This is a genomic window from Nocardiopsis sp. MT53 (assembly GCF_019598965.1).
GTDB lineage: Bacteria > Actinomycetota > Actinomycetes > Streptosporangiales > Streptosporangiaceae > Nocardiopsis > Nocardiopsis changdeensis.
Window position 1 is genome coordinate 4,060,911 of record NZ_CP080599.1, and the last position, 22,533, is coordinate 4,083,443.

A 22,533-nucleotide genomic window follows, 5' to 3' on the forward strand; every position below is an offset into this window, starting at 1 on the left:
CCCCCGCGCGGGCCCGGCGCACCGCCGTTCCGCCCGTCCGGCCCCCGGCTGTTCGCCGGACGGTGACACGGCGGTGCTGTCCATGTGTCCGGGATCATGATTTACTTCCCAGTAACTTCATTGCCGCCGCCGGGTCCCGGGACCGCCGGGTGCCCGCTCACACCGTGAGGTGACGCGTGCACCACCGCGGAAGTGGGGCGTGCCGGGTCGACGCAGGGGCGCTCCGTTCGCGAGACTGGCCCCACCTCGCCGGAGCGTCCACGGGGTGAGAACACGCAGACGGGAAAGCGGGGAGCGGATGCACAGGCTCACCAACCAGGTCCGACCGTACGCCTGGGGGGCGCGCACGGCCATCCCCCGGCTGCTGGGCCTGGAGCCGGACGGCACCCCGCAGGCGGAGCTGTGGCTGGGCGCCCACCACGGCGCCCCCAGCACCGCGCAGTGCGAGCAGGGCCCGCTCCCGCTGCCCGCGCTCATCGCCGCCGAACCCCACCGGGTCCTGGGCCCGGAGGTCGTCGACCGGTTCGGGGTGCGCCTGCCGTTCCTGCTCAAGGTCCTGGCGGCCGACGAGCCCCTCTCCCTCCAGGTGCACCCGAACGCCGACCGGGCCCGGGCCGGGTTCACCGCCGAGGAGGGCCGGGGCATCCCGGTCGACGCGCCGCACCGCAACTACCGCGACCCCCACCACAAGCCGGAACTGCTGCTGGCCCTGGAGCCCTTCGAGGCCCTGTGCGGCTTCCGGGAGCCGGCCGCCGCCCACCGCGATCTGCTGGACCTGTCCTGCGACCTGGCCGCCCTGCTGCGCGAGGACCTCTCCCAGGAGGACGACCGCGCCGCGCTGCGGGCGGCGCTCACCCGCCTGCTCACCCTGGACGAGGCCGACCGCGAACGGCTCATCGGCGGCTTCGTGGAGGAGTGGGAGCGGGTCCGCCCCCGGTGCGCCCACGCCGGCATCATCGGCGACCTGGCCGCCCGCTACCCGGGCGACCCCGGAGCGGTGGCGTCGCTGCTGCTCAACCGGGTCACCCTGTGGCCGGGCCAGGCCCTCTTCCTGCCCGCGGGCAACCTGCACGCCTACCTCCAGGGCACGGCCGTGGAGGTGATGGCGGGCTCCGACAACGTGCTGCGGGCCGGGCTGACCCGCAAGCACGTGGACCCGGCCGAGCTGCTCGACGTGGTCGACTTCTCGGTCCTGCCCATCCCGTACTCCCTGCCGACCGTCCAGGACGGGCGGCGGCAGTTCCGCCCGGCCGCGCCGGAGTTCGCCCTGCACGAGATCGGCCCGGGCCGGGTCACCGCCCACCTGCCGGGGGAGGGGCCCGCCGTGGTGCTGGCCCTCAACGGCCGGGTCGAGCTGATCCCCGAGGTCGGCCGCCGGATCGAGCTGCGCCGCGGCGAGTCGGTGTTCGTCCAGGCCGACAGCGGGCCGCTCAAGATCGAGGGGCAGGGGCACGTCGTCGCCGCCACGGTCGGCGCGCTGCTGGACTGAGCCCCGGGACCGATACGCTGGCCCTCTCTGTCCACTTGTGTCACAGAAGAGGTAGCACCATGGCTCTGGAGCGCCCGGAGATCGACCCCATCGAAGGCCCGCCCCCGGCGGACCTGCAGATCACCGACATCGTGGTCGGCGAGGGGCAGCAGGCCGGACACGGCAACACCGTCGACGTGCACTACGTGGGCGTGGCCTTCTCCAACGGCGAGGAGTTCGACGCCAGCTGGAACCGCGGCGCCCCGCTGAGCTTCACCCTCGGCAAGGGCCAGGTCATCCCGGGCTGGGACCAGGGCGTCCTGGGCATGCGCGTCGGCGGCCGCCGCAAGCTGGTCATCCCGCCGCACCTGGCCTACGGCGAGCGCGGCGCACGCGGCGCGATCGGTCCGAACGAGACCCTGATCTTCGTCTGCGACCTGGTCGGCGTCCGCTAGGACACGCCTTCGGCGGAGCACGCGTGAAGGGCCCGTGCCTGCGCGGCACGGGCCCCGTCCCCGCGGTCAGCCCAGGGTTGCGCCCACCTTGACGTGGCCCTTGAGCAGGTCGCGGGCGATCGTGCGGCGCTGGATCTCGTCGGTGCCCTCGAAGATGCGCAGCAGGCGCAGGTCGCGGTAGAACCGCTCGATGGGCAGCTCGCGCGTGTACCCCATGCCGCCGTGGATCTGGAGCACGCGGTCGACGATCTCGTTGGCCTTGACGCCGCCGAAGAGCTTGGCGATGGACTGCGCGTGGCGCGAGTCGCGGCCCTCGCCCACCTGCCAGGCGGCGTGCAGCACGAGCAGGCGCAGCGCCTCGATCTCCACCTGGGAGTCGGCGATCATCCACTGGATGGCCTGGCGGTCGGCGATCGGCGCGCCGAAGGTCTCCCGGGTTTTGGAGTAGTCGACGGCCATGGTCAGCAGGCGCTCGCAGCTGCCGACGGCGCGCGCGGGCAGCAGGTAGCGGCCCTTGCCGATCCACTGCATGGCCAGTGCGAAGCCCCTGCCCTCCTCGCCGAGGATGTTCTCGTGCGGGACGCGCACGTCCTGGAAGACCAGCGCGGCCGGGCGGCGCTCGCCCATGGTGTCGATGGGCTCGGCGGTCCAGCCCATGTCGCGGTCCACCAGGAAGCAGGTCACGCCCCCGTTGGCGCCCTTCTCGGGGTCGGTGACCGCGAAGACCATGGCGAAGTCGGCCTCGTAGCCGCCGGTGATGAAGGTCTTCTCGCCGTTGATGACCCACTCGTCGCCCTCGCGGACGGCCCGGGTGCGGATGGCCTTGGCGTCCGATCCCGCGCCCGGCTCGGTGATGGCGAAGCAGGAGCGCTTCTCGCCGGCGATGGTGGGCAGCAGGTAGCGCTCCTTCTGCTCCTCGTTGCAGTGGTAGAGGATGTTGTCGGCCTCGCCGCCGAACTTGAAGGTCAGGAAGGTCCGGCCCAGCTCCATCTCGATGACCGCGGCCGTGACGGGGTCCAGGCCCATGCCGCCGTACTCCACCGGGGTCTCCACGCCCCAGAAGTCGGACTTGCGGGCGAGGTCGCGCAGTCTGGTGCGCTCCTCCCGGTTCAGGCCCGGGGGGTGCCCCTCGCGTTCGCGCCGCAGCACGTCGTTCTCGAGCGGCATCAGCTCCCGCTCGACGAAGGTCCGGACCCAGTCGCGGACGGCGCGCTGCTCTTCGCTCAACGAGAAATCGATCACGGCCTGCTCCCAATTAACCTAACAGTGTTCGGTTATGTGAGGGTACGACGATCCCCGCCGCCGGTGCAAGAGGGGGCCCGCCCTTCCGCGAACGGCCCGGCCGGCCCGATGGCGTGCGATGATCGGGCCGGACACCGGTAGGGGCCGGTGCCGGCAGACCGCAGAGGGGACCTACGCCCGTGGCCCGACCCAAGACACCGATCCTGAGCCGTGAGGCCATCCGCCGCGCCGCGCTCGCGCTCATCGACCGGGACGGGCTGGACGGGCTGTCCATGCGCAAGCTCGCCGAGGAGCTCGACGTGCGGGCCGCCTCCCTGTACAGCCACTACCGCACCAAGGAGGAGCTGCTCACCGCGATCGCGGAGGAGGTCACCCGGGACATCGAGGTCTCCGCGTTCGAGAGCGGCGACTGGCGCCGGGGCCTCACCGCGTGGGCGCGCTCCTACCGCGGCGCCCTGGTCGCCCACCCCAACCTGCTGCCGGTGATCGCCGCGGGCCCCGGCCGCCGGGAGGAGGCGCTGCGCCGCGCCGACGCCATCCACGGCGGCCTGGTGGGCGCGGGCTGGCCGCCCCGGTACGCCACCATGATCGGCGCCTCCACCCGGTACCTGGTCCTGGGGTCGGCCACCGGCTCCTTCGCCCGCGGCTTCGACGACGACGTGCGCGTCTACCGCGACCGCTACCCCAACCTGTCCCAGGCCCACCGGCTGGCCGAGCACGCCGCCGAGATCGACGAGGACAGCTTCGACCTGGCCCTGTCGTCGTTCCTGGACGGCCTCGACACCCTCTACGAGAAGGTCCGCACCGAGCCCGGGCGCTGAGCCGGGGCGCCGTCCGCGCCCCGGCCCGGCGCCGCGTTCACGACCCCTGCGGCCGGGTCTCCCCGTTGCCGGAGATCGCCGTCCGCTCCAGCCGGTCCAGCAGGGACCCCCGCTCCGGCACCGACCGGAGCGCGACCTCCCTGCCGTAGCGGATGCGGGTGAACGTCTCCGGCAGACGGGCCGCCAGCCGCCGGTGCGCGACCCGCCCCAGCCACCAGGCCCCGAGCAGGCCGTTGGCGGCCCCCACCGGCAGCGCCGCCCACGGCGTCCCGGCCAGGCCCAGGAACACCGCCGCCAGCACCGCCGGGGCGGTCAGCACCGGCAGCGCCGCCAGGGACAGCCACACCTGGACCTGGTTGTCGCCGCTGTCGTTGGCGTCCACCCGCAGCTGCGGGTCCACACCGGGGGACAGGGCCACCACCGAGAACAGCAGGGACAGGCCCGACCCCACCCCGAACACCGCCGCCAGCCCGGTGAGCACGTAGGGCCAGGTCCAGTGCTCGCCGGTCGACACGATGAACAGCGCGCTCAGCACCAGCGCACCCGGAGCGCTCAGCAGCAGGACGGCGATCTGCCGGCCGCGCACGTCCGCCCTGGCGGTGTCCCGTCCCTGCCCCACGACCGCCTGCCACAGCGCCGTCCCGTCGTGCCCGTACATGTTCGCCGTGGCCAGCACCATGATGAACGCGCAGATCACCCCGGAGAACGGTGCGAAGAACGCGAACACCTCGCTCCACCAGCTCAGGAGCCCGATGAACAGGCCCGCCCACAGCGCGGCGCGCACCTCCAGGCCCCGCCACGGGTCGCGCCACCACTGGCGCACCTCCTTGCCGACCACCGCGCCCAGCGGCGTGTCCGGCAGCAGGCCGCGGGCCGGGCGGGACAGCGGCCGGGCGCCCAGGGGGCGCCCCCGGCGCCGCACCCCGCGCGCCGCGACCCGGGGGGCCAGCAGCACCGCGGTGACCGAGGCCAGGACCAGCGCGGTCAGGGCCGTGGCCGCCAGCCACCCCAGGGCCGCGCCCCAGTTGCCCGCCCCCGCCGCGTCCACCGCGTGCACCGGCCAGGAGGCGGGCAGCGCGGCCAGGACCGCGCCCGCCGTCCCCTCGCCCAGGCCTTGCTCGCGCAGCTCCAGGGTCGCCGCCAGCGCCGGCTGCACGGCCATCCACCCGAAGAAGAGCAGGGCCAGGATCAGCCCCCACTGCACCGAGGCGATCTCGACGCCGAGCCGCGAGTGCATCGCCGCGCCCAGGGCCCGGAACACCAGGCGCGACAGGGCGATCAGCGAGATCCACAGCAGCAGCGCCGCGGGCACCGCGACCAGGGCCGCGCCCGCCGACAGCGTCGCGCCGTGCCACACCAGGGCCGCGGCCGCGACCAGGGTCAGCGCGGGGCCGATGTCCACGAAGGCCGTGACCAGCAGCAGCGCGCCGGTGCGGCGGCGGTCCATCGGCAGCAGCGCGAAGTACTGCGACCGCAGCGTCCCCGCACCGTTGGCGACCGTGGGGCCCAGCGCCCAGCCCGCCGCCCAGACGGCGAAGACCAGGGCGAACAGGTCCGACCGGATCCCAGGGGCCGGGACGGCGAGGGCGAAGTACCAGGTCGCGGCGGTGCCCAGCAGGGCGAGGACCAGGCCCAGGACGCGCATGCCCGTGAAGGAGCGGCGCATCAGCGCCAGCTTCAGGCGGATCAGGACGAGAGCCACGACAGCTCCTCCTCACCGATCCCGCGTGCGCCGACCAGGCGCACGAAGGTGTCCTCCAGAGTGGCGTCCGAGCCGCGCACCCCGTCGAGGGTCCCGTCGGCCAGCATCCGGCCCCGGGCGATGATGGCCACCCGGTCGGCGAGCTGCTCCACCAGGGCCATCACGTGGCTGGAGACGACCACCGTGCCGCCGCCGTCGGTGAAGCGGCGCAGGATCGCGGTGAGCACCCGCGCCGACACCGGGTCGACCGCCTCGTAGGGCTCGTCCAGCACCAGGACGCGGGGGGCGTGCAGCAGGGCCGTGGCCAGGCCGATCTTCTTGCGCATACCGGTGGAGTACTCCGCGACCAGGACCCCCTTGCGGTCGGCCTCGTCCAGCTCCAGCACCCGCAGCAGCTCCTCCGCCCGTTCGCGGACCAGGTCGCGGCCGAGCCCGCGCAGCCCTCCCCAGTAGGTGAGCAGCTCGCCGCCGGTCAGCCGCTCGGGCAGGGACAGGCCGTCGGGGAGCACGCCGAGCAGGCGCTTGGCGGCCACCGGATCGGACCACATGTCCACGCCCAGCACCCGGGCGGTGCCCGCGTCGGGGCGCAGCAGGCCGACGGCCATGGAGATCGAGGTGGTCTTGCCCGCGCCGTTGGGGCCCACCAGCCCCAGCAGGGACCCGCGGGGGACGGACAGGGACACCCCGTCGGCGGCCGTCGTCCCGTTGAAGGCCTTGGTCAGCCCGACCAGTTCGAGGGCGGGCACGTCTTCGGCAGCGGGCCCGGCGCCCGTCGGGCCGGTGTCCTTCGGCACAGCGTCTGTCGGCACAGCGTCGTTCACCATGCCACCGATCGTCCCGCCGCGGGGCGGGGCCGCACATCGGCCGATCGGCCGACATCCGCGCCGACCACCCCGGGCCGCGGGATCGGCCTTTCGGCCGAGGTGCCGCCGCCCGCCCCCGGCCTACCCTGGAAGGGACGTCGGTGACGGGGGGCGTGATGGCGGGCGACGGGACCGGGAGCGGGACCGGGGAGGACGGGAGCGCGGAGCACCGCGGTGTCCGGCCCGGCCGGTGGGGCGTGACCTGGCGGACGGTGGTGGCGGTCGCCGCCGGGCTGGTGTGGGCCGTGCTGTACGCCCTCCTGTACGCGGCGGGGTACAACTCCTATGTGCCCCCGTGGCTGAGGGGCGTGGACGTGGCCCTGGGCGCTGCGGCCTCGGTGGCGCTGCTCGCGCGGCCCCGGCACCCCCTGGGCACGGCGGTGGCCGTCGGGCTGATCTCGGCCGTGTCCTCGGCCTCGGTGGTGGCGCTGGTCATCGCGCTCATCGGGCTCGCCGCGCGCCGTCCCTGGTGGCAGGCGGCCGCGGTCGTGGCGGGCACCCTGCTCGTCGGACTGCCCTGGTTCCTGCTCCTGGTCCCCGGCCACCAGGTCTCCTTCGCGATCGCGGTCACCGTGCTCCTGCTCTCGGGCTGCCTGGGCTGGGGGCTGGCGATCAAGTCCCGGCTCCGGCTGGTCGAGCGGCTGCGCGAGGACGTGCTGCGCGCCCGCGCCGACCGGGACCGCAGGCTGGACGAGGCCCGCGCGGACGAGCGCCGGCGCATCGCCCGCGAGATGCACGACGTCCTCGCCCACCGGATGTCCCTGCTGTCGGTGCACGCGGGGGCCCTGGCCTACCGTGTCCGCCAGAGCGAGCAGGGCCAGGCCCCGCCGCCGACCGCCGAGGAGCTCGGCGCGGCCGTCCAGGTCATCCGCGACAACGCCCACCGGGCGCTGGACGAGCTGGGCGGGGTGCTGGCGGTGCTGCGCGCCGCCGACACCGCCCGGGACGGGGACGGCGGCGGACCGGGGGAGGAGGGCACCGCCCCACCCCAGCCGACCCTCGCCGACCTGGACCGGCTGCTGTGCGAGGCCGCCGACTCCGGGCAGCGCGTGACCGCCCGGGTGGAGCTGCCCGAGGGCGCCGTCCTCGCCGACCGGGTGGGCCGCAGCGCCTACCGGGTGGTGCAGGAGGGGCTGACCAACGCCCGCAAGCACGCCCCGGGGGCCCGGGTGGAGGTGCGGGTCCACGGCGGTCCGGGGCGGGGGCTGGCGGTGTCGGTGCGCAACCCGCTGCCGGTCGGGGTGGCCGTGTCCGAGATCCCCGGGGCGAGCGCCGGGCTCACCGGCCTGGCCGAACGCGTGGGCCTCGACGGCGGCGCCCTGGCCCACGGGCCCGACGGGGGCGCCTTCCGCCTGGACGCGGAGCTGCCCTGGCCCGAGGGCGCTCCGGCCCCGCGACCATCCGGGACGGCGGCCCCGGGGGAGCCCGCCCGCCCACCGGTCCCGGCGGGCTCCGCGGCCCGCGCCCCGGGGGTGCGATAGTGGGGGGCGTGGACACACCCGTGCGCGTTCTCCTGGTCGACGACGACCCGCTGGTGCTGACCGGGCTGCGGATCATGCTCTCCGGGGCGCCCGGCCTGGCCGTGGTCGGGGAGGCCGCCGACGGGGAGCAGGTGGTCGCCGCGGTGGCCGAGCACCGGCCCCACGTGGTGCTCATGGACGTGCGCATGCCGGGCATGGACGGGATCGCCGCCACCCGGGCGCTGCGCACCGGCGGCGCCGACGACCCCCAGGTCATCGTGCTGACCACCTTCGACGCCGACGACACCGTCGCCCGGGCGCTGCGCGCCGGGGCCGCCGGGTACCTGCTCAAGCACACCGAGCCGGAGAGGATCGTCGAGGCGGTGCACCGGGCCGCCTCCGGTGAGCCGGTGCTCTCGCCCGCCGTCGCCCGCGCCCTCATGGACCGGGTCGCGGCCGGCACCGGGCCCGGTACCGGAACCCGGGACGGCGGCGCCGGCCCGGGCGATGCCGCCGGGGGCGGATCGGCCGGGCCGGGCCCCGGGGGCGGACGGGACGCCGAGCGCCGCCGCGCCGCCCGGGAGCGGCTGGCCCTGCTCACCGTCCGCGAGCGCGAGGTGGCCGACGCGGTCGCCGCCGGGCTGTCCAACACCGAGATCGCCCGAGCCCTGCACATGTCGCTGGGCACGGTGAAGGCGCACATCTCCAGCGCGCTCACCAAACTCGACCTGGCCGGGCGGGTGCCGCTGGCGCTGCTCGCCCACGACGCCCGCGACCCCGACCTGCCCTGACCCCGATCCGTCCTGACGGCGGTCCCCTGACCCCGTACCGCCCTGATGGCGCCCCCCGGCGGCGGCCCCGGACCGCGACCTGTCCCGCCCCTGCTCCGCCCTGGTGGCGGCCCGTTCCGGCAGCGGCCCTCCCTGGCCGCGGCCCGTTCCGGTGGAGGCCGGGGGCGGCCCCTCAGAGGTGGGCGGACCGCCTTCGGAAAGCCGCGGTCTGGCCCACGACGAGGCCGGCGTTGGCCACCGCGTAAGCGGTCCAGACCCCGGCGAGCCCGCCCAGCGCGGCGGCGGGCGCCGCCGCCAGGCACAGCAGCCCGTAGCAGACCGCGAACGTGTACATCGAGTACCGCGCCTGCTTGAGCCCCAGCAGCCCCATCCCCGGCAGCGACTGCACGGCGTCGGCCGCCACCGCCGCCGCCAGCACCGGCAGCAGCGCGACGACCGCCTCCCGCACCTCCGGGTCGGGCGTGAACACCCCCACCACGGACCCGCCCGACGCCCACAGCAGCACCAGGCCGACCGCCACCGCGGGCACCGCCACCAGGTACCCGGCGGTGACGGGACGGCGCACCCCCGCCACCGACCCCCGCTTGGCGGCCCGGACCGTGAACGGGATGCCGGACTGGCCCACCGCGACCGCCGGGAGGAACAGCAGGTTGGCGATGACAACCAGCACCTGGTGCGCGGCCGCCTGCTCCGTGCCGATGCGGGCCACCACCAGGCCCAGCAGGCTCAGCGCCCCGAACTTGATGAGCAGCGTGGCCCCGGTGGGCAGCCCGACCCGGGCGATCCTCACGACACCCGCCCACTCGGGCGCGCCCGTCCCCACCCGGTGTCCGCGCAGCACGGTCCGGCGGCGCGAGACGTACAGGAACAGCGCCGCCATGAGGCAGCCGTCCGCGAACAGCGCCAGCGCCGCCCCGGTCAGCCCCAGCCCGGGGACGGGTCCCGCGCCCAGCACGAGCAGCGGGGTGACGGTCACCGCCACACCGGTGTTGACCAGGCTCAGCAGCATCACCGACCGGTTCCGCCCCAGGCCGATGAGCAGCACCGTCACCGATGCCTTGAGCGCGGAGGCCACCAGGGCCAGACCCGCCAGCACCGCGGGCAGCACGCCCAGCGCCGCCAGGGTCGGCCCGGCCACCCCGATCGCCCGTGCCCACAGCGGGGCCAGGGCCAGGACGGCCCCGCCCGCCCCGCCCATGAGCAGGGCCAGCCAGGTGGAGTCGCCCACCACGGGCGCCAGCGCGGCCGGGTCGTCCCCGTTCTCGGCGATGAACGGCATCGACCCGCGCAGCGCCCCCTGCACCACCATGAGCAGCGGGTTGAACACCGTGATGAGCAGCGCGTAGGCGGCCAGGTCGGCGGTGGCGGTGTTGCCGATCACGCCGACCGTGACCATGCTCCCGGCGGTCCCGGCGAGCATCGAGCAGTACAGGGGGAACGCCTTGCCCCCCAACCGCAGCGCGGTCCGTCCCAGCGGTGCGGGGGAGTCGGCCTGTTCGGACGCGGTCGGGGGTTCCGTGGTCACGGCGGGGGCCTCCCGGGGTGGTTCCCGATGGGTCCCGGAAAACGTAGCACCCTTTTTCTGGAGGCTCCGGAAGAATGTGTCGATAAAAGTCCTCTCCATCACGGCGGCGATTCTTCTGAAAAAGGCCTCCCGCCGTTCGGTGCCGAACGGCGTCCGCAGCCCCGCCGACGCGCGGCCCGCGGTGCCGGAAAGGGCGGCCCCGACCCCGGGAAGAGCCGCGTCGTCGAGTACGTTGCCGGTAGTGCGGGCCATGCGGGCCCGCCCCGACCGAGGAGGAGCCCCGTGTCCCAGAACCGCATCGTGTGGTCCAAGCAGGTCCCGGAGATCTATTCCAAACTCGACGAGGTCGACGCCCTCGTCGCCGAGCACCTCGACATCACCCTGCTCGAATTGGTGAAACTGCGCTCCTCGGTCCTCAACGGCTGCTCGTTCTGCGTCGACCTGCACACCCGCCGGGCGCTCAAGGAGGGCGAGTCGCAGCAGCGCCTCTTCCTGGTGTCGGCCTGGTACGAGGCGGGGGAGAACTTCACCCCGGCCGAGCGCGCGGCGCTGGCCCTCACCGACGAGATGACCCGCCTGGGCGACCGCGGGGTCTCGGACGAGGTCTACGCGGAGGCGGCCGAGCACTTCGACGACAAGCAGCTGGCCGCCCTGGAGGTCGCGATCTCGATGATCAACCTCTACAACCGGCTGGCGGTCACCTCGCAGCTGCACCCGCGACCCCGCAGGGGCTGAGTGCCGTTCGGGGTCTGTCCGGGGAGGGGGCCCGGTGTTACGCTCGCCTGTGCTCTAGATCACATCTGAGTGCAGTGACGACCGTCAGGAGCCCTTCGTGCCCCCAGCCGTCTCCCCTGACCACACCCTCGCGCACCTCCTCGAACACAACGCCGCCGTCCACCCCGACCTGCCTGCCCTGTCCTGGCGCTCCGGTGCCGACTGGGAGACCCTCACCTGGTCCGAGGTGAACGCGGCCGTCGCCCGCCTCGCCCAGGGCTACGCCTCGCTCGGCGTGGCCCCGGGCGACCGCGCCCTGCTGATGATGGGCGACCGGCCCGAGCACTGGCTCTCCGACCTGGCGCTGGTGCACATCGGCGCGGTCCCCACCACCGTCTACGGCACCGCCGCACCCGAGCAGATCGCCTACATCGCCCGGCACAGCGGGGCCCGCCTCGCGGTCGTGGAGGACGCCGCCGTCGCGGCCGCCTGGGAACCCCTGGCCACCGACCCGGGCACGGCGCTGGAGTCCCTGGTCGTGGTCTCGGGGGCCGACCCCGGCCGCGGCCACCTCGACTACGCCGCCCTGGCCGCCACCCCCGAGGGCGACGCGTTCGGGCGCCGCCACGACCTCAAGCCCGATGACCTGCTCACGGTCGTCTACACCTCCGGGACCACCGGCGACCCCAAGGGCGTGGCGGTCACCCACCGGCGGATGCTCGCCAACCTGGCCGCCCTGGACTCCCTCATCGACCTGCCCGAGCACGCCGCCCACATCTGCTACCTGCCGCTGGCCCACATCGCCGAGCGCGTCCTGGGCCTGTACCTGCCGCTGCTGCGCGCCTCCCACGTGTGGATGTGCGACGACCCGGCCCGGCTGGTGGAGGTGCTGCGGCACGTGCGCCCGCCCCAGTTCTTCGGGGTGCCCCGGGTGTGGGAGAAGCTGGCCTCGGCGCTGCGGGCGGGCATCGCGGGGCTGCCCGAGGAGCAGCGCGCGGGGATCGAGGCCGCCATGGCGGTGGCCACCGAGCACACCGCCTGTCTGGAGCGCGGCGAGCCGGTCCCGCCGGACCTGGCCGAACGGTTCGCGGCGGTCCGCGGCCTCGCGCTGACCCCGCTCCTGGAGAAGGTCGGGCTGGACCGCGTGGTGTGGGCCTCCAGCGCCTCCGCCCCGATGCCCCAGGAGGTCGTCCGCTTCTGGGCGGGCCTGGGCGTGCCGGTCATGGACGCCTGGGGCCTGACCGAATCCCTGGGCGTGGCCACCGTCAACACCCCGACGGCCGGGTTCCGGCTGGGCTCGGTGGGGCGCCCGCTCGCCACGGTGGAGGTCCGGGTCGCCGACGACGGCGAGGTCCTGCTGCGCGGCGAGACGGTGTTCGACGGGTACGTGGACGCCGGGGGCGCGGTGCGGCCGGCCACCGACGCCGACGGCTGGTTCGCCACCGGCGACGTCGGGCGCCTGGACGGGGACGGCCACCTGTGGATCATCGACCGCAAGAAGGAGATCATCGTGACCAGCGGGGGCAAGAACGTCTCGCCCGCCCTGGTGGAGAACACCCTCAAGGAGCACCCGCTGGTCGGCCAGGTCTACGCCCACGGGGACGGCCGGCCCTACCTGGTGGCCCTGGTGGTGCCCGACCGCGAGGTCGCCCCGGTGTGGGCGGCGGCCCGGGGCATCGACACCGGCGGGGACTGGGACGCGCTGGTCGCCCATCCGGAGGTGAACGCCGAGCTGGAGCGCGCCGTCGCCGCGGCCAACGCCCGGCTGAGCCGGGCCGAGCAGGTCAAGCGCCACCGCGTGCTGGCGGGGGAGTGGGGCCCGGACACCGGTGAGCTCACCCCCTCCCTCAAGCTCCGGCGGCGCGTCATCCGGGACAGGTACGCGGAGGAGCTGGACGCCCTCTACCGGGACTGACGCCGCTCTCCGCCGCGGCCCCGCGCCTGCGGGGCCCGGGCGGAACCGGCGGGAGCAGGCGGGAGGGGCGCCCCGTCCGGGGCGCCCCTCCTGTCCGTGTTCCGCTGGGCCTGCCTGTTCTCGGCCGTCCGGTGCCCGGCCGGTCCGGGCTCAGCCGGCGGGCCGGCCGCGCTCGGTCGGGTGCCCGGCGGTCTGCTCCGGGGCCCGCGCGGGCCGGGGCGCCTCGTGCGCGGCCTGGTAGCCGCTCCGGTAGGCCTCCTGCTCGGCGGCGCTCATCCCGGCCGACGTTCCGGAGCCCTCCCGGGCGGCCCTGCTGGGCCACCCGGCGGTCAGGCCGTAGATCACCAGGATGTCGATGGCGATGGCCACCATCGACCACACCGGCATGGCCATGACGAACGCCAGCTGGGCCAGGGCGTTGAGGCAGGCCAGCACGATGGCGAAGACCCGGGCCCAGGTGCTGCCGGACAGCAGGGACAGCCCCGAGGCCACCAGGACCACGCCCCACAGGCCGAGCAGGACGCCCCAGGCGCCGTAGCCCATGACGAGCATCTGCGTGTCGCCGACCACGTAGAACTCCGGCGTGAACAGGGCGACCAGCCCCTGGATGATGTTGACCGCCCCGATCACGATCATCAGGGTCGCGGCGAAGAACTGCCATCCGTTGGGTGAATCTCCACGCATCTCGTCTCCTCCCCGACCGGGCGCGACGGTCCGGGCCCCGGCCCCTCGGACGTGCACGGAAGACGCGGGACGCGCTCCGCCCCTTCATGATCTGCCGGTCCGGGTCAGCGGAACGCCAGCGGTCGTCCCGCATCCGGCAAAGCCGGACGTGCCCTCGCGTTTCTACGGAATTACGTAATTACGGATTTCCTGGTATGGTCCGGGTGTGGCAGATGAGACGACCGAACGCAGGCTGGCCGACCTGGAGGCCAGGATCGCCGCGCTGGAGGCACGCGGCACGGCCGGGCCCGCGCCGGAGGCCGACGGCGACCCGTTCTTCGCCCTGGACGCCCTGAAGCGGCGCGTCACCGGAGCCGGAGGCGTGGTCTTCGCCGGGGTCGTCGGCTCGGGCCCCGAGGCCGTCGAGTGGCAGCAGGGCCTGCCCGCGGAACGGCTGGCCGCGGAGGACTGGTCCCGCCGCGCCGGGGCGCTGGACGCCCTGGGGCACCCGGTCCGCCTCCAGCTGCTCCAGGCGGTCTGGCAGGGCACCGACACCGTCGCCGCCCTGGCCGAACGCTCCGACTTCGGCACGACCGGCCAGATCTACCACCACGTCAACCTGCTGGCCGCCGCCGGATGGCTCGTCACCGTCCGGCGCGGCCGCTACGCAGTCCCTCCCGAACGCCTCGTCCCGCTCCTGGTGATCCTCACCGCCGCGGGCGGGGCCGTCTGACCCGAGAGAGAGGTGGCCCGTGCACACCCGCACCGCCGTGGCGGCCCTCCTGGCCGCGCTCCTGGTCATCGCCCTGGGCGTCGCGGTCGCCCCGCGCGTCCCGACGCTCTCCGCCGCCGGGACCGGTGACCCGGACCTGCTCGACCGCGCCCGTGACCTGTACGCCGACGGCCCCCGCGACCTGCTCGCCGTCGTCGAGGTCGACGGCGCCGACACCGCCGCCGCCCACTTCGGCGGCGGGGCCGACACCGACTTCGAGGTCGGCTCCATCGCCAAGACCATGACCGCCCTGCTCCTGGCCGACGCGATCGAGCGCGGCGAGGTCGCCGAGGAGACGCGGCTGGGCGACCTGCTCGACCTCGGCGACGCCCCGGCCGCCGACGTCACCCTGGCCGAACTGGCCTCCCACCGCTCCGGGCTGCCCAGGCTCCCCTCCCGGTTCCGGGACGTCGTGAACGCCGCGATCGCCGCCAACTTCCTGGGACGCGACCCCTACCGCTACGACGAGGCCGCCCTGCTGGACCAGGCGCGCGCCGCCGAGCTCACCGACCGGGGCGAGTCCCGCTACTCCAACCTGGGCTTCGCCCTGCTGGGCCTGGCCCTGGCCGAGGCGGCCGGGGCCGACTACCCGGACCTGCTGCGCGAACGCCTGCTGGACCCGCTCGGCATGCACGACACGTACCTCCCCCGCACCGAGGCGGACCTGCCCGCCGGCGCGACCCTCGGACACACCGCGAAGGGCCGCACCGCCGCCCCCTGGCTCGCCATGGCCTACGCCCCCACCGGCGGCGTCCGCTCCACCCCGGCCGATATGGAGCGGTTCGCCCGCGCGCTGCTGGACGGCACCGCGCCCGGTGCGGCGGCCCTGGAACCGCGCTGGCCGGACGGCGAGGACCGCATCGGCTACGCGTGGGTCGCCACCGACGTGGACGGCACCGAGGTGACCTGGCACAACGGGGGCACCGGAGGGTTCACCTCCATGCTGGCCCTGGACCGGGAGGCCGGCCGGGCGGTCGTCGTGCTCTCCAACACCACCGCCGAGGTGGAGGGGCAGGCCGTCGAGCTGCTCACCGGAAAGGAGTGGTCGTGAACACCGAATCGGTCGCCGTCGTCATCAGCGCCTTCTTCTGCCTCTGGTGGGCCGTCGCCGCCGTGTCCCTCGTCCTGGCCGCCCGCCCGGGCTCGGGCGGGCGCCGTCTCGCCGACCGCTGGGACGCGCTGTCCCGCACGGCCTCGCTGGCCTTCCTCGTCCCCATCTGCCTGGTCGCCGTCACCTGGACGGCCGTCCCGGTCGCCCTGTGGTACCTGCTGACCGCTCTGACCGCCGCGGCGGTCGCCCTCGTCGTGCTGCGCCTGCCCGGCCTGCCCGCCCGCGGGCAGGACGCCGGGGCGCCCGGCCGCCGCGCCTCGGCGATCGGCAACACCGCGCTGGCCGCGGCGCTCGTCTGCGCGCTCGCCCTGTTCCTGCCCTGAAAAGGGCCGGGGGGAATCCGGGACGACGGGACGATGCCTCGACCGGTGAATGCATTGTCCTGACAAATGGCGAATTCGGTGATCAAGGTACGTGCCGACCTGGGGGAATCCCGCTTTTTCGGCGGGGATTCCTTTTTGTAAGCCACGCGCCGAACGCGAATGTGGTCTAACGTGAAAATCGTCCGACCGCGCGTTCCCGGCGAGCGCCGTGGCCCGTCGAACGCGCGGCGGGACCCCCTTCCGTTCGACCCGAGGACCCCATGCCGACCGACTCCCGCGACCGGACCCGGACCTCCGTGCACCCCGCCCACCAGGCCCTCATCGCCCTCCTGGCCACCGCCGTCCTCGTCGTCCCCGCCTGGGCGTGGACGGTGGCCGCGGTCGGCGTCCGGGACCGCCCCCTGGTCGCCGCGGCCGCCGGGGCGTTCGGCGCGGCCCTGTGCGCGGCCGTCGCCGTGGCCGCCCACCGCGCCGCCACCGTCCACGTGGTCCGGGACGGGCGTATCCGGGCCCAGGCGGCGGGCGAGACCCTCGAACACGAGGCCGCGCTGCTGGCCGACCACCTCCTGCCCGCCCTGGCCGAGGGCGTCCGCGCCGGGCGCACCGTCCGGGAGGTCCTGGCCGCGCACCCCCCGGTCCGGCACGCGGCACTGGACCGGCTGCTGCGCGCGGCCGGGGGAGAACTCGACCTGGCCGCCCGCCGGGCCGAGCACGCCCGGGCGCTCATCGCCCGCTGCGAACGGCGGATCACCGACCTGGACCGCACCTGGCTGCCGCTGCTGACCGCCCGCATCCGCGCCGACCGCCGCGCCGCCGCCGAGGCCGCCGACCCGCCGCCCCCGCCCAGCGGGCACCAGCCCATCGACGACGCCCTGACCCGGCTGTGCGACCACGTCCGGGACGAGCTGCTGACCGCCGCCCGCCGCACCGATACCGCGCTGGCCGCCACCGCCGCCTGCGGAGCCCGCCTGCGCGCCGGGCTGGAGACCGCCGCCGAGCACCTGCACACCCTGCGGGAGACCCACGGCGACCGGCCCGAGGTCCGCGAGGACCTGGTGGAGGCGGGCCGGGTCCTGGCCCGCACCGTCCGGACCGCCGACACCCTGGTCACCCTCGCGGGCGGCGGCCTCGGCCGCCGCGACACCGGGACCGTCCCCCTGCCCGAGGTCCTGCGCCGGGCGACCCGGCGCATCGGCGCCCACCGGCGGGTGCGCGCCCGCGGCGCCGAGGGGGTGGAGGTCCTCGGCCAGGCCGCCGAGCCGCTGGCCCGCGTCCTGACCGAGCTGCTCGACAACGCCGCCGCCTTCTCCGGACCTGACACCGAGGTGCTCGTCCGGGCCGAGGAGGGGGAGGAGGGGGTCCTCCTGAGCGTCGAGGACGGCGGCCCCGGGATGCGCCGCCGCGAACGCGAGGCCGCCCGGGCCCGCATCGACTCCCCGGGGGGACTCCAGACCCTGGACGGGGAGCGCACCGGGCTGGCCGTGGTCGGCCTCATCGCGGCCCGCCACCGCTTCTCCGTGGACTTCGGCGCCTCCGCGCAGGGCGGGCTCAGGGTCGGCGTCCTGGTCCCGCGGACCCTGGTCGCGGCGGCCGGCCCGGTGACCGCGGGCGCGGGGATCGCCTCGTGAGCGCGGACGACCCGTTCCGGTGGCGGAAGGCGCCCGACACCCCGGTCCCGGCGAGCGGCGGCCCGCCGCCGCCCTCTCCCGACCACGCCGACGCGCCCCGCCTGTACGGGGACGGGGTCCGCCGCGACGTCCCGGGCCTGTACGCCCGCCTGCGCGCGCTCGGCCCGGTCGCCCCGGTCCTGCTGGAGCGGGACGTCCCCGCCTGGTTCGTCTCCGGCGTGCGCGAGCTGCGGCAGGTGATGGGGCGGCCCGAATGGTTCTCCCGGGACCACCGCCGGTGGAACCTCTGGGACCGGGTCGGCGCCGACCACCCGGTACTCGAACACGTGCTGTGCGCGCCGGTGCCGTTCGGCGAGGACGGCGGGGACCGGGCCGACGCGGTCGGCGACGCCCTGGCCGCCGTCGACGGGACCGACCTGCGCGACCTGGCGGTGCGGGTCTGCCTGGAGCGCATCGACGCCTTCGCCGCCGCGGGGAGTGCCGACCTGGTCGCCGACTACGCCCGGCACGTCCCGGCGCGCGTGTTCGCCCGCCTGTGCGCTCCGGGGGACGACCCGTCCCCGTTCGCGGACCTGGTCGCCGCGGCGGACCCCGGTCCGGGGGCCGTCCCGGCCCGCCGCCGCCTGCACGCCCGCCTCACGGAGCTGCTGCTGGACCGCCGCCGCCTGCCGCGCGCCGACCCGCTCTCCCTGCTGGCCGCCCGCCGGACGCCGGCGGACCCGGGGGAGCCCGCCCTGGACCTGCTCCTGGCGCTGGTCCACGGCCAGGCCACCACCGGCGACTGGATCGCCGGCGCCCTGCGCCTGGCCCTGGCCGGCGACGGCCCGGCGGCGGCGCTGGCCGCGGGGCGGACCACTGTCCCGGGGTTCCTCGAGGAAACACTGTGGCGGGACACCCCCGCCCGCAACACGGCGGGCCGCTGGGCGGTGCAGGACTGCGACCTGGGCGGCCGCCGGATCCGCCGCGGCGACCTGCTCGTGCTGGGGCTGGCTGCGGCGGGCCGCGACGCGCCGCGCACCGCGCGGGAGCGGCCCCGGGTCTTCTTCGGCCACGGGGAGCGCGGCTGTCCGCACCCCGCGCCCGGGGTCGCGGCGGCGATCGCCGCCGCCGCGGTGGAGACCGCTCTGGAGCACCTGCCGGACCTGCGGGCGGTCCCGTCCGGACCGGACCGCGGGCCCTCACCGTGGGCGGGCGGCCCGGACCGCCTCCCGGTGGCCTTCACACCCCGCCCGCGGTGACGCCCCGGTCCGCCCCCCTGGGGAAGCGGGGGGCGGACCGGGGGTCACTCCCCGCGCAGGTCCTGGTAGTCGACGGGCACCGCCGGCTCGCCGATCTCCTGGACGAAACCGGCCTCCTCGTAGGCCACCCAGACCTCGCCGCCGGCGCGGTGCTCGCTCAGCAGGGTGCCGGTCCCGGGGTCGATGATCCAGTAGGTCGTCAGCTCCTCGTCCTGGGGGGCGAGCGCGTAGGGGACCGCCACCTTGTAGCCCGCCCGCCCGAGCGGGTCCTCGGCCGGCCCGACCAGCCGGATCCCCTCCAGCCCCGCCGCCACGGTGAAGAGCGCCCCACGGGTGTCGCCGCGCACCGGGGAGGTGGCCAGGTCGGCGAAGGCCTCCCTCAGGTAGGCGTCGAAGTGCTCCTCCGTCCCCTGCCCGGGCTCGCCTCCCCGTTCCACCTCCGCCGTCCACTGCTCACGCAGCAGGACCTCCAGCCCCTCCGCGTCCCCGGGGAGCCGCGGCAGCTCGGAGACCCTCAGGTTCAGCATGTTGACGCCCTCGCCCCGGTACGCGGTGCTCATCGGGGTGGTGTGGTCCAATTCGGGGGACCCGGCCTCCTCCCACGCCCTCTCGTCCGCCTCGCTGGGGAAGGTGGTCTCCGTGCGGAGGTTGAGGTTGTTCAGTGTCCGGAACCCGCCGCCCAACTCGACCCACTCCTCCTCGGTGAAGGTCTGGAGGGCGGTGTACTCGGCCTGGCCGTAGTCCAGCGGGCCCGCCGGGCGGTGGTTGCGGGTGCGCACGTACCAGAAGCCGCCCTGCTCCTCCTCCTGCGCCGCGGCCGCCTCGGCGGCGGCCGCGAGCAGCTCCCGCGCGTCCGCGTAGGCGGGGGCCTCCGTGCCGCTGTTCTGCACGTCGGCGCCGCCCGGCTCACCGGGGACCACGAGCCGTTCCGGGGAGTACACGAAGAGTCCGGCGGCGACCGCGGCGGCGGTGGCCAGCGCGCCCACCGTCACCGGGAGCCGCCAGCGGCGGTCGGCGGCGGCACGCAGGAACGCGCGCCGGCCGCCCGCGGCCCGGGCCCGCGCCAGGACCTGTTCCCGGTTCGCCCGGCTCAGTTCTTCGGCGCGCTCGCGCAGGGCCGGGGGCTCCAGCGCGGACACGGTGTCGAGGATGTCTTCCTGGATCATCGGGCCTCCTGGTGCACGGTGCGGACGATGGTGTGGTCGGGGGTGCGGGGGCCGGGCGGCCGCGGATCGGGGGAGCCGCGCCCCCGCCCCCGGCGGGCCGCGGAGCCCTCCAGGGCCTCCAGTTCCTTGAGCAGTGCGCGGCGGGCGCGGTGCAGGCGGACCGAGAAGGTCCCGGCCGAGCAGCCCACCACCCGTCCCGCCTCGGCGGGGGAGAGCCCGTTCCAGGCGACGAGGGTCAGCGCCTCCACGTGCTTCTCGGACAGCTCGCTCAGGGCCCGGACGGCGCTCTCGCGCAACACGAACCGCTCGGCGACGTCCCACTCCTGCTCGTCGCGCCGGTCGGCCAGCTCGGCCAGCCGCCGCAGCAGGGTCTCCCGGCGCATCCGGGCGCCGTACTGCTTGCGCAGCAGGTTGCGGGCCACGCCCAACAGCCAGGGCAGCGGCGGGTCCGGGAGGGCGGACAGCTTGCGCCAGGCGATCACGAACGTCTCACTGGCCACCTCCTCGGCCACCGTCTCGTCCGCGCGCAGGAGACAGAACGCCAGGATCCTGGCGTGATATCGGTCGTAGAGATCCGCCAACCGGTCGGTGGGCGGGGCATCGGCCCTGTCGGTCCTCATCGGTCTCCTTCGCCGTCATCGGACTCTCGGGGAAGTAGTCCTCGGCGGGGCGGGCGGGATTACCGCCGGGGTCCCTTTTCCTCTGGCATCCGCCGACGTGTCCGAGAACGTTCGCTCCGTGTCGCCCGGCGGGGCGGACGGAGCGGCGGCCCGCACAGTAGCGTGGCCGTGACCCCCCCGATCGACCGAGTAACGGACGGTGGACATGGCGCACAGGGACATCCGGGTCAACGGAGTCCGACTGCACATCGCGGAGCAGGGGAGCGGGCCGCTGGTCCTGCTCCTGCACGGGTTCCCCGAGGGCTGGTACTCCTGGCGGTACCAGCTCACGGCCCTGGCCGAGGCCGGATACCGGGTCGTCGCCCCCGACCAGCGCGGGTACGGCCGCAGCGACCGCCCGAAGGAGGTGTCGGACTACTCGCTGCCGCACCTGGTGGGCGACGTGGTCGCGCTCATCGACGCGCTGGGGGAGGAGCGGGCCGTCGTGGTGGGCCACGACTGGGGCGCCCCGGTCGCCTGGGCCACCGCGCTCATGCGCCCGGACCTGGTGCGCGGGGTGGTCGGCCTGAGCGTGCCGCCGGCGCCCCCGGCGATGATGCCGCCGCCCTCGGTGACGCGGAAGCTCTACGGCGAGGGCTACTACCAGGTCTACTTCCAGGAGCCGGGCCGGGCCGACGCGGAGATGGCCGCCGACCCGGTCCGGTTCCTGCGGCGGCTCCTGGCGGGTGGCTCCGGCGACAAGCCCGGCGTCGACGAGCCCGGGCTGTGGATGATCCCCGAGGGGACGACGGCCGTGGACAGCCTGCCCGAACCGGAGACGCTGCCCGGCTGGCTCACCGAGGACGCCGTGCGGTTCTTCGCCCGCGAGCACGCCCTGCACAAGGAGCACGCCTACACCGGGCCGCTGAACTGGTACCGCAACATCGAGGCCAACCAGGGGCTGATGTCCCCCTTCCGAGGGCGCACCATCGACGTGCCCGGGCTGTACATGGTGGGCACGATGGACCTGGTCCTGGCCATGCGCGGGGTCCCGGAGCTGCGTGCGGCGCTCACCTCGATCGTCCCGGACCTGCGGGGGGACGTCACCCTGCCGGGCTGCGGCCACTGGACGCAGCAGGAACGGCCGGAGGAGGTCAACGCGGCCCTGCTGGAGTTCCTCGCCGGGCTCGACTGAGCCCCCGGCCCCGCCGCGCCCTCAGCCGGTGTAGGAGTCGGCCAGGGCGGTGAGCACCTCCGAGCAGCCCGCGTCGACGGTGAGGTCGGCCAGCGCGTCGCCGCGGGTGGCGCCCCGGTTGACGATGACGATCGGCAGGTGGCGGTCGGCGGCCGCCTTGACGAACCGCCGCCCCGACAGGACGGTCAGCGACGAGCCGACGACCAGGAGCGCGGCGGCCTCCTCCACCAGCCGGTACCCGCGGCGGACCCGAGCGGGGGGCACGTTCTCGCCGAAGTAGACGATGTCGGGCTTGAGCATGCCGCCGCAGTCGGCGCAGTCGGCCACCCGGAAGCCCTCGGTGGCCGACAGCGCCGCGTCGGCGTCGGGGGCGATCTCGACGTCGTCCACCCCGCCGGTGAAGCCGGGGTTGAGCGCGGTCAGCCGCTCGGCCAGCCGGTCGCGGGGGATCACCGCGGCGCACTCCAGGCACACCACCCGGTCGTAGCGGCCGTGCAGGTCGATCACCGAGCGGCTGCCCGCCGCCTCGTGCAGGGTGTCCACGTTCTGGGTGATGACCGCCGAGACGACCCCCGCGGCCTCCAGCCTCGCCAGCGCGCGGTGGCCGTCGTTGGGCCGGGTGCGGTGCACGTGCCGCCAGCCGACGTGGTTGCGCGCCCAGTAGTGGCGGCGGAAGGCCGGGTCGCCGACGAACTGCTGGTACGTCATGGGGGTGCGGGGCGGCGAGCCGGGCCCCCGGTAGTCGGGGATGCCCGAGTCGGTGGAGATGCCGGCCCCGGTCAGGGCCAGGACGGGGCCGTCCCCCAGGACCCGGCGGATCCGGTCGGCCGCGGTCGCGGGGTCGGTCGTCGCGAGTGCGTTCGTCACGCCTTCGAGGGTAGG

At 75.4% G+C, this 22,533-nt stretch carries 21 protein-coding genes; 13 read left to right on the forward strand and 8 right to left on the reverse strand.

Annotated elements, in window-relative coordinates:
* The first annotated feature begins 298 nt into the window (after positions 1-298).
* Both manA and K1J57_RS18140 read left to right on the forward strand, forming a co-directional pair.
* Positions 299-1,489, forward strand: a complete 1,191-nt coding sequence (gene manA, locus K1J57_RS18135; RefSeq protein ID WP_220559743.1) for a mannose-6-phosphate isomerase, class I — start codon at positions 299-301, stop codon at positions 1,487-1,489.
* A gap of 59 nt (positions 1,490-1,548) precedes the next feature.
* Positions 1,549-1,923: an FKBP-type peptidyl-prolyl cis-trans isomerase gene (locus K1J57_RS18140; protein ID WP_220559745.1), complete on the forward strand. Its 375-nt coding sequence runs from the start codon at positions 1,549-1,551 to the stop codon at positions 1,921-1,923.
* Positions 1,924-1,989: 66 nt separating this feature from the next.
* Here K1J57_RS18140 and K1J57_RS18145 read toward each other — a convergent pair whose 3' ends face one another.
* Entirely contained in the window at positions 1,990-3,165 is a 1,176-nt protein-coding gene (locus K1J57_RS18145) for an acyl-CoA dehydrogenase family protein (RefSeq protein WP_220559746.1), read from the reverse strand.
* A gap of 179 nt (positions 3,166-3,344) precedes the next feature.
* On the opposite strand from K1J57_RS18145, the gene K1J57_RS18150 reads away from it, so the two are divergent.
* Complete coding sequence (locus tag K1J57_RS18150) at positions 3,345-3,986, forward strand: TetR/AcrR family transcriptional regulator (RefSeq protein ID WP_220559747.1); 642 nt, start codon at positions 3,345-3,347, stop codon at positions 3,984-3,986.
* A gap of 37 nt (positions 3,987-4,023) precedes the next feature.
* Here K1J57_RS18150 and K1J57_RS18155 read toward each other — a convergent pair whose 3' ends face one another.
* Both K1J57_RS18155 and K1J57_RS18160 read right to left on the reverse strand, forming a co-directional pair.
* Positions 4,024-5,688 (reverse strand): hypothetical protein, encoded by a 1,665-nt coding sequence (locus K1J57_RS18155; protein ID WP_220559748.1) that lies wholly within the window; start codon positions 5,686-5,688, stop codon positions 4,024-4,026.
* The gene (locus K1J57_RS18160) at positions 5,673-6,434 is read right to left on the reverse strand and encodes an ABC transporter ATP-binding protein (RefSeq protein ID WP_255647198.1); all 762 of its coding nucleotides are present in this window, start codon (positions 6,432-6,434) and stop codon (positions 5,673-5,675) included. Before K1J57_RS18160 ends, K1J57_RS18155 begins: the two co-directional genes overlap by 16 nt.
* A 218-nt stretch (positions 6,435-6,652) precedes the next feature.
* Here K1J57_RS18160 and K1J57_RS18165 point away from each other — a divergent pair, with 218 nt between their 5' ends.
* Entirely contained in the window at positions 6,653-8,032 is a 1,380-nt protein-coding gene (locus K1J57_RS18165) for a sensor histidine kinase (RefSeq protein ID WP_255646415.1), read from the forward strand.
* A gap of 8 nt (positions 8,033-8,040) precedes the next feature.
* Positions 8,041-8,802, forward strand: a complete 762-nt coding sequence (locus K1J57_RS18170) for a response regulator (RefSeq protein WP_370634438.1) — start codon at positions 8,041-8,043, stop codon at positions 8,800-8,802.
* A gap of 172 nt (positions 8,803-8,974) precedes the next feature.
* Here K1J57_RS18170 and K1J57_RS18175 read toward each other — a convergent pair whose 3' ends face one another.
* Positions 8,975-10,327 (reverse strand): MATE family efflux transporter, encoded by a 1,353-nt coding sequence (locus K1J57_RS18175; protein ID WP_255646416.1) that lies wholly within the window; start codon positions 10,325-10,327, stop codon positions 8,975-8,977.
* Positions 10,328-10,609: 282 nt separating this feature from the next.
* Here K1J57_RS18175 and K1J57_RS18180 point away from each other — a divergent pair, with 282 nt between their 5' ends.
* Together K1J57_RS18180 and K1J57_RS18185 are read left to right on the forward strand one after the other, a co-directional pair.
* Positions 10,610-11,062, forward strand: a complete 453-nt coding sequence (locus tag K1J57_RS18180) for a carboxymuconolactone decarboxylase family protein (protein WP_220559753.1) — start codon at positions 10,610-10,612, stop codon at positions 11,060-11,062.
* Positions 11,063-11,159: 97 nt separating this feature from the next.
* Positions 11,160-12,956: a long-chain fatty acid--CoA ligase gene (locus K1J57_RS18185; RefSeq protein ID WP_220559754.1), complete on the forward strand. Its 1,797-nt coding sequence runs from the start codon at positions 11,160-11,162 to the stop codon at positions 12,954-12,956.
* 150 nt (positions 12,957-13,106) lie between these two features.
* On the opposite strand, the gene K1J57_RS18190 is transcribed toward K1J57_RS18185, so the two are convergent.
* Positions 13,107-13,640: a hypothetical protein gene (locus K1J57_RS18190; protein ID WP_220559755.1), complete on the reverse strand. Its 534-nt coding sequence runs from the start codon at positions 13,638-13,640 to the stop codon at positions 13,107-13,109.
* A gap of 205 nt (positions 13,641-13,845) precedes the next feature.
* Here K1J57_RS18190 and K1J57_RS18195 point away from each other — a divergent pair, with 205 nt between their 5' ends.
* The 5 genes from K1J57_RS18195 to K1J57_RS18215 all read left to right on the forward strand — a co-directional run bounded on the left by K1J57_RS18195 (position 13,846) and on the right by K1J57_RS18215 (position 18,691).
* Positions 13,846-14,352 (forward strand): helix-turn-helix transcriptional regulator, encoded by a 507-nt coding sequence (locus K1J57_RS18195; protein WP_220559756.1) that lies wholly within the window; start codon positions 13,846-13,848, stop codon positions 14,350-14,352.
* 19 nt (positions 14,353-14,371) lie between these two features.
* Complete coding sequence (locus tag K1J57_RS18200) at positions 14,372-15,442, forward strand: serine hydrolase (RefSeq protein ID WP_220559757.1); 1,071 nt, start codon at positions 14,372-14,374, stop codon at positions 15,440-15,442.
* The gene (locus K1J57_RS18205) at positions 15,439-15,825 is read left to right on the forward strand and encodes a hypothetical protein (RefSeq protein WP_220559758.1); all 387 of its coding nucleotides are present in this window, start codon (positions 15,439-15,441) and stop codon (positions 15,823-15,825) included. The genes K1J57_RS18200 and K1J57_RS18205 overlap by 4 nt, the downstream gene beginning before the upstream one ends.
* A gap of 260 nt (positions 15,826-16,085) precedes the next feature.
* A complete protein-coding gene (locus K1J57_RS18210; RefSeq protein ID WP_220559759.1) occupies positions 16,086-17,453 on the forward strand; it encodes an ATP-binding protein in 1,368 nt (455 codons plus the stop codon).
* Complete coding sequence (locus K1J57_RS18215; RefSeq protein ID WP_220559760.1) at positions 17,450-18,691, forward strand: cytochrome P450; 1,242 nt, start codon at positions 17,450-17,452, stop codon at positions 18,689-18,691. The genes K1J57_RS18210 and K1J57_RS18215 overlap by 4 nt, the downstream gene beginning before the upstream one ends.
* A 44-nt stretch (positions 18,692-18,735) precedes the next feature.
* Here K1J57_RS18215 and K1J57_RS18220 read toward each other — a convergent pair whose 3' ends face one another.
* On the reverse strand, positions 18,736-19,857 hold the full coding sequence (locus tag K1J57_RS18220; protein WP_220559761.1) for a CU044_5270 family protein: 1,122 nt from the start codon (positions 19,855-19,857) through the stop codon (positions 18,736-18,738).
* Entirely contained in the window at positions 19,854-20,477 is a 624-nt protein-coding gene (locus K1J57_RS18225; protein WP_220559762.1) for an RNA polymerase sigma factor, read from the reverse strand. The genes K1J57_RS18220 and K1J57_RS18225 overlap by 4 nt, the downstream gene beginning before the upstream one ends.
* 199 nt (positions 20,478-20,676) lie before the next feature.
* Here K1J57_RS18225 and K1J57_RS18230 point away from each other — a divergent pair, with 199 nt between their 5' ends.
* The gene (locus K1J57_RS18230; protein ID WP_220559763.1) at positions 20,677-21,651 is read left to right on the forward strand and encodes an alpha/beta fold hydrolase; all 975 of its coding nucleotides are present in this window, start codon (positions 20,677-20,679) and stop codon (positions 21,649-21,651) included.
* Positions 21,652-21,672: 21 nt separating this feature from the next.
* Here K1J57_RS18230 and K1J57_RS18235 read toward each other — a convergent pair whose 3' ends face one another.
* Entirely contained in the window at positions 21,673-22,518 is an 846-nt protein-coding gene (locus tag K1J57_RS18235) for an NAD-dependent protein deacetylase (RefSeq protein ID WP_255646417.1), read from the reverse strand.
* Positions 22,519-22,533 lie beyond the last annotated feature (15 nt).

Excerpts from the sequence above, each read along its gene's own strand:
- manA (WP_220559743.1), top strand. The coding sequence starts at position 299 with ATGCACAGGCTCACCAACCAGGTCCGACCGTACGCCTGGGGGGCGCGC.
- K1J57_RS18140 (WP_220559745.1), top strand. The coding sequence starts at position 1,549 with ATGGCTCTGGAGCGCCCGGAGATCGACCCCATCGAAGGCCCGCCCCCG.
- K1J57_RS18190 (WP_220559755.1), bottom strand. The coding sequence starts at position 13,640 with ATGCGTGGAGATTCACCCAACGGATGGCAGTTCTTCGCCGCGACCCTG.
- K1J57_RS18210 (WP_220559759.1), top strand. The coding sequence starts at position 16,086 with ATGCCGACCGACTCCCGCGACCGGACCCGGACCTCCGTGCACCCCGCC.
- K1J57_RS18220 (WP_220559761.1), bottom strand. The coding sequence starts at position 19,857 with ATGATCCAGGAAGACATCCTCGACACCGTGTCCGCGCTGGAGCCCCCG.
- K1J57_RS18225 (WP_220559762.1), bottom strand. The coding sequence starts at position 20,477 with ATGAGGACCGACAGGGCCGATGCCCCGCCCACCGACCGGTTGGCGGAT.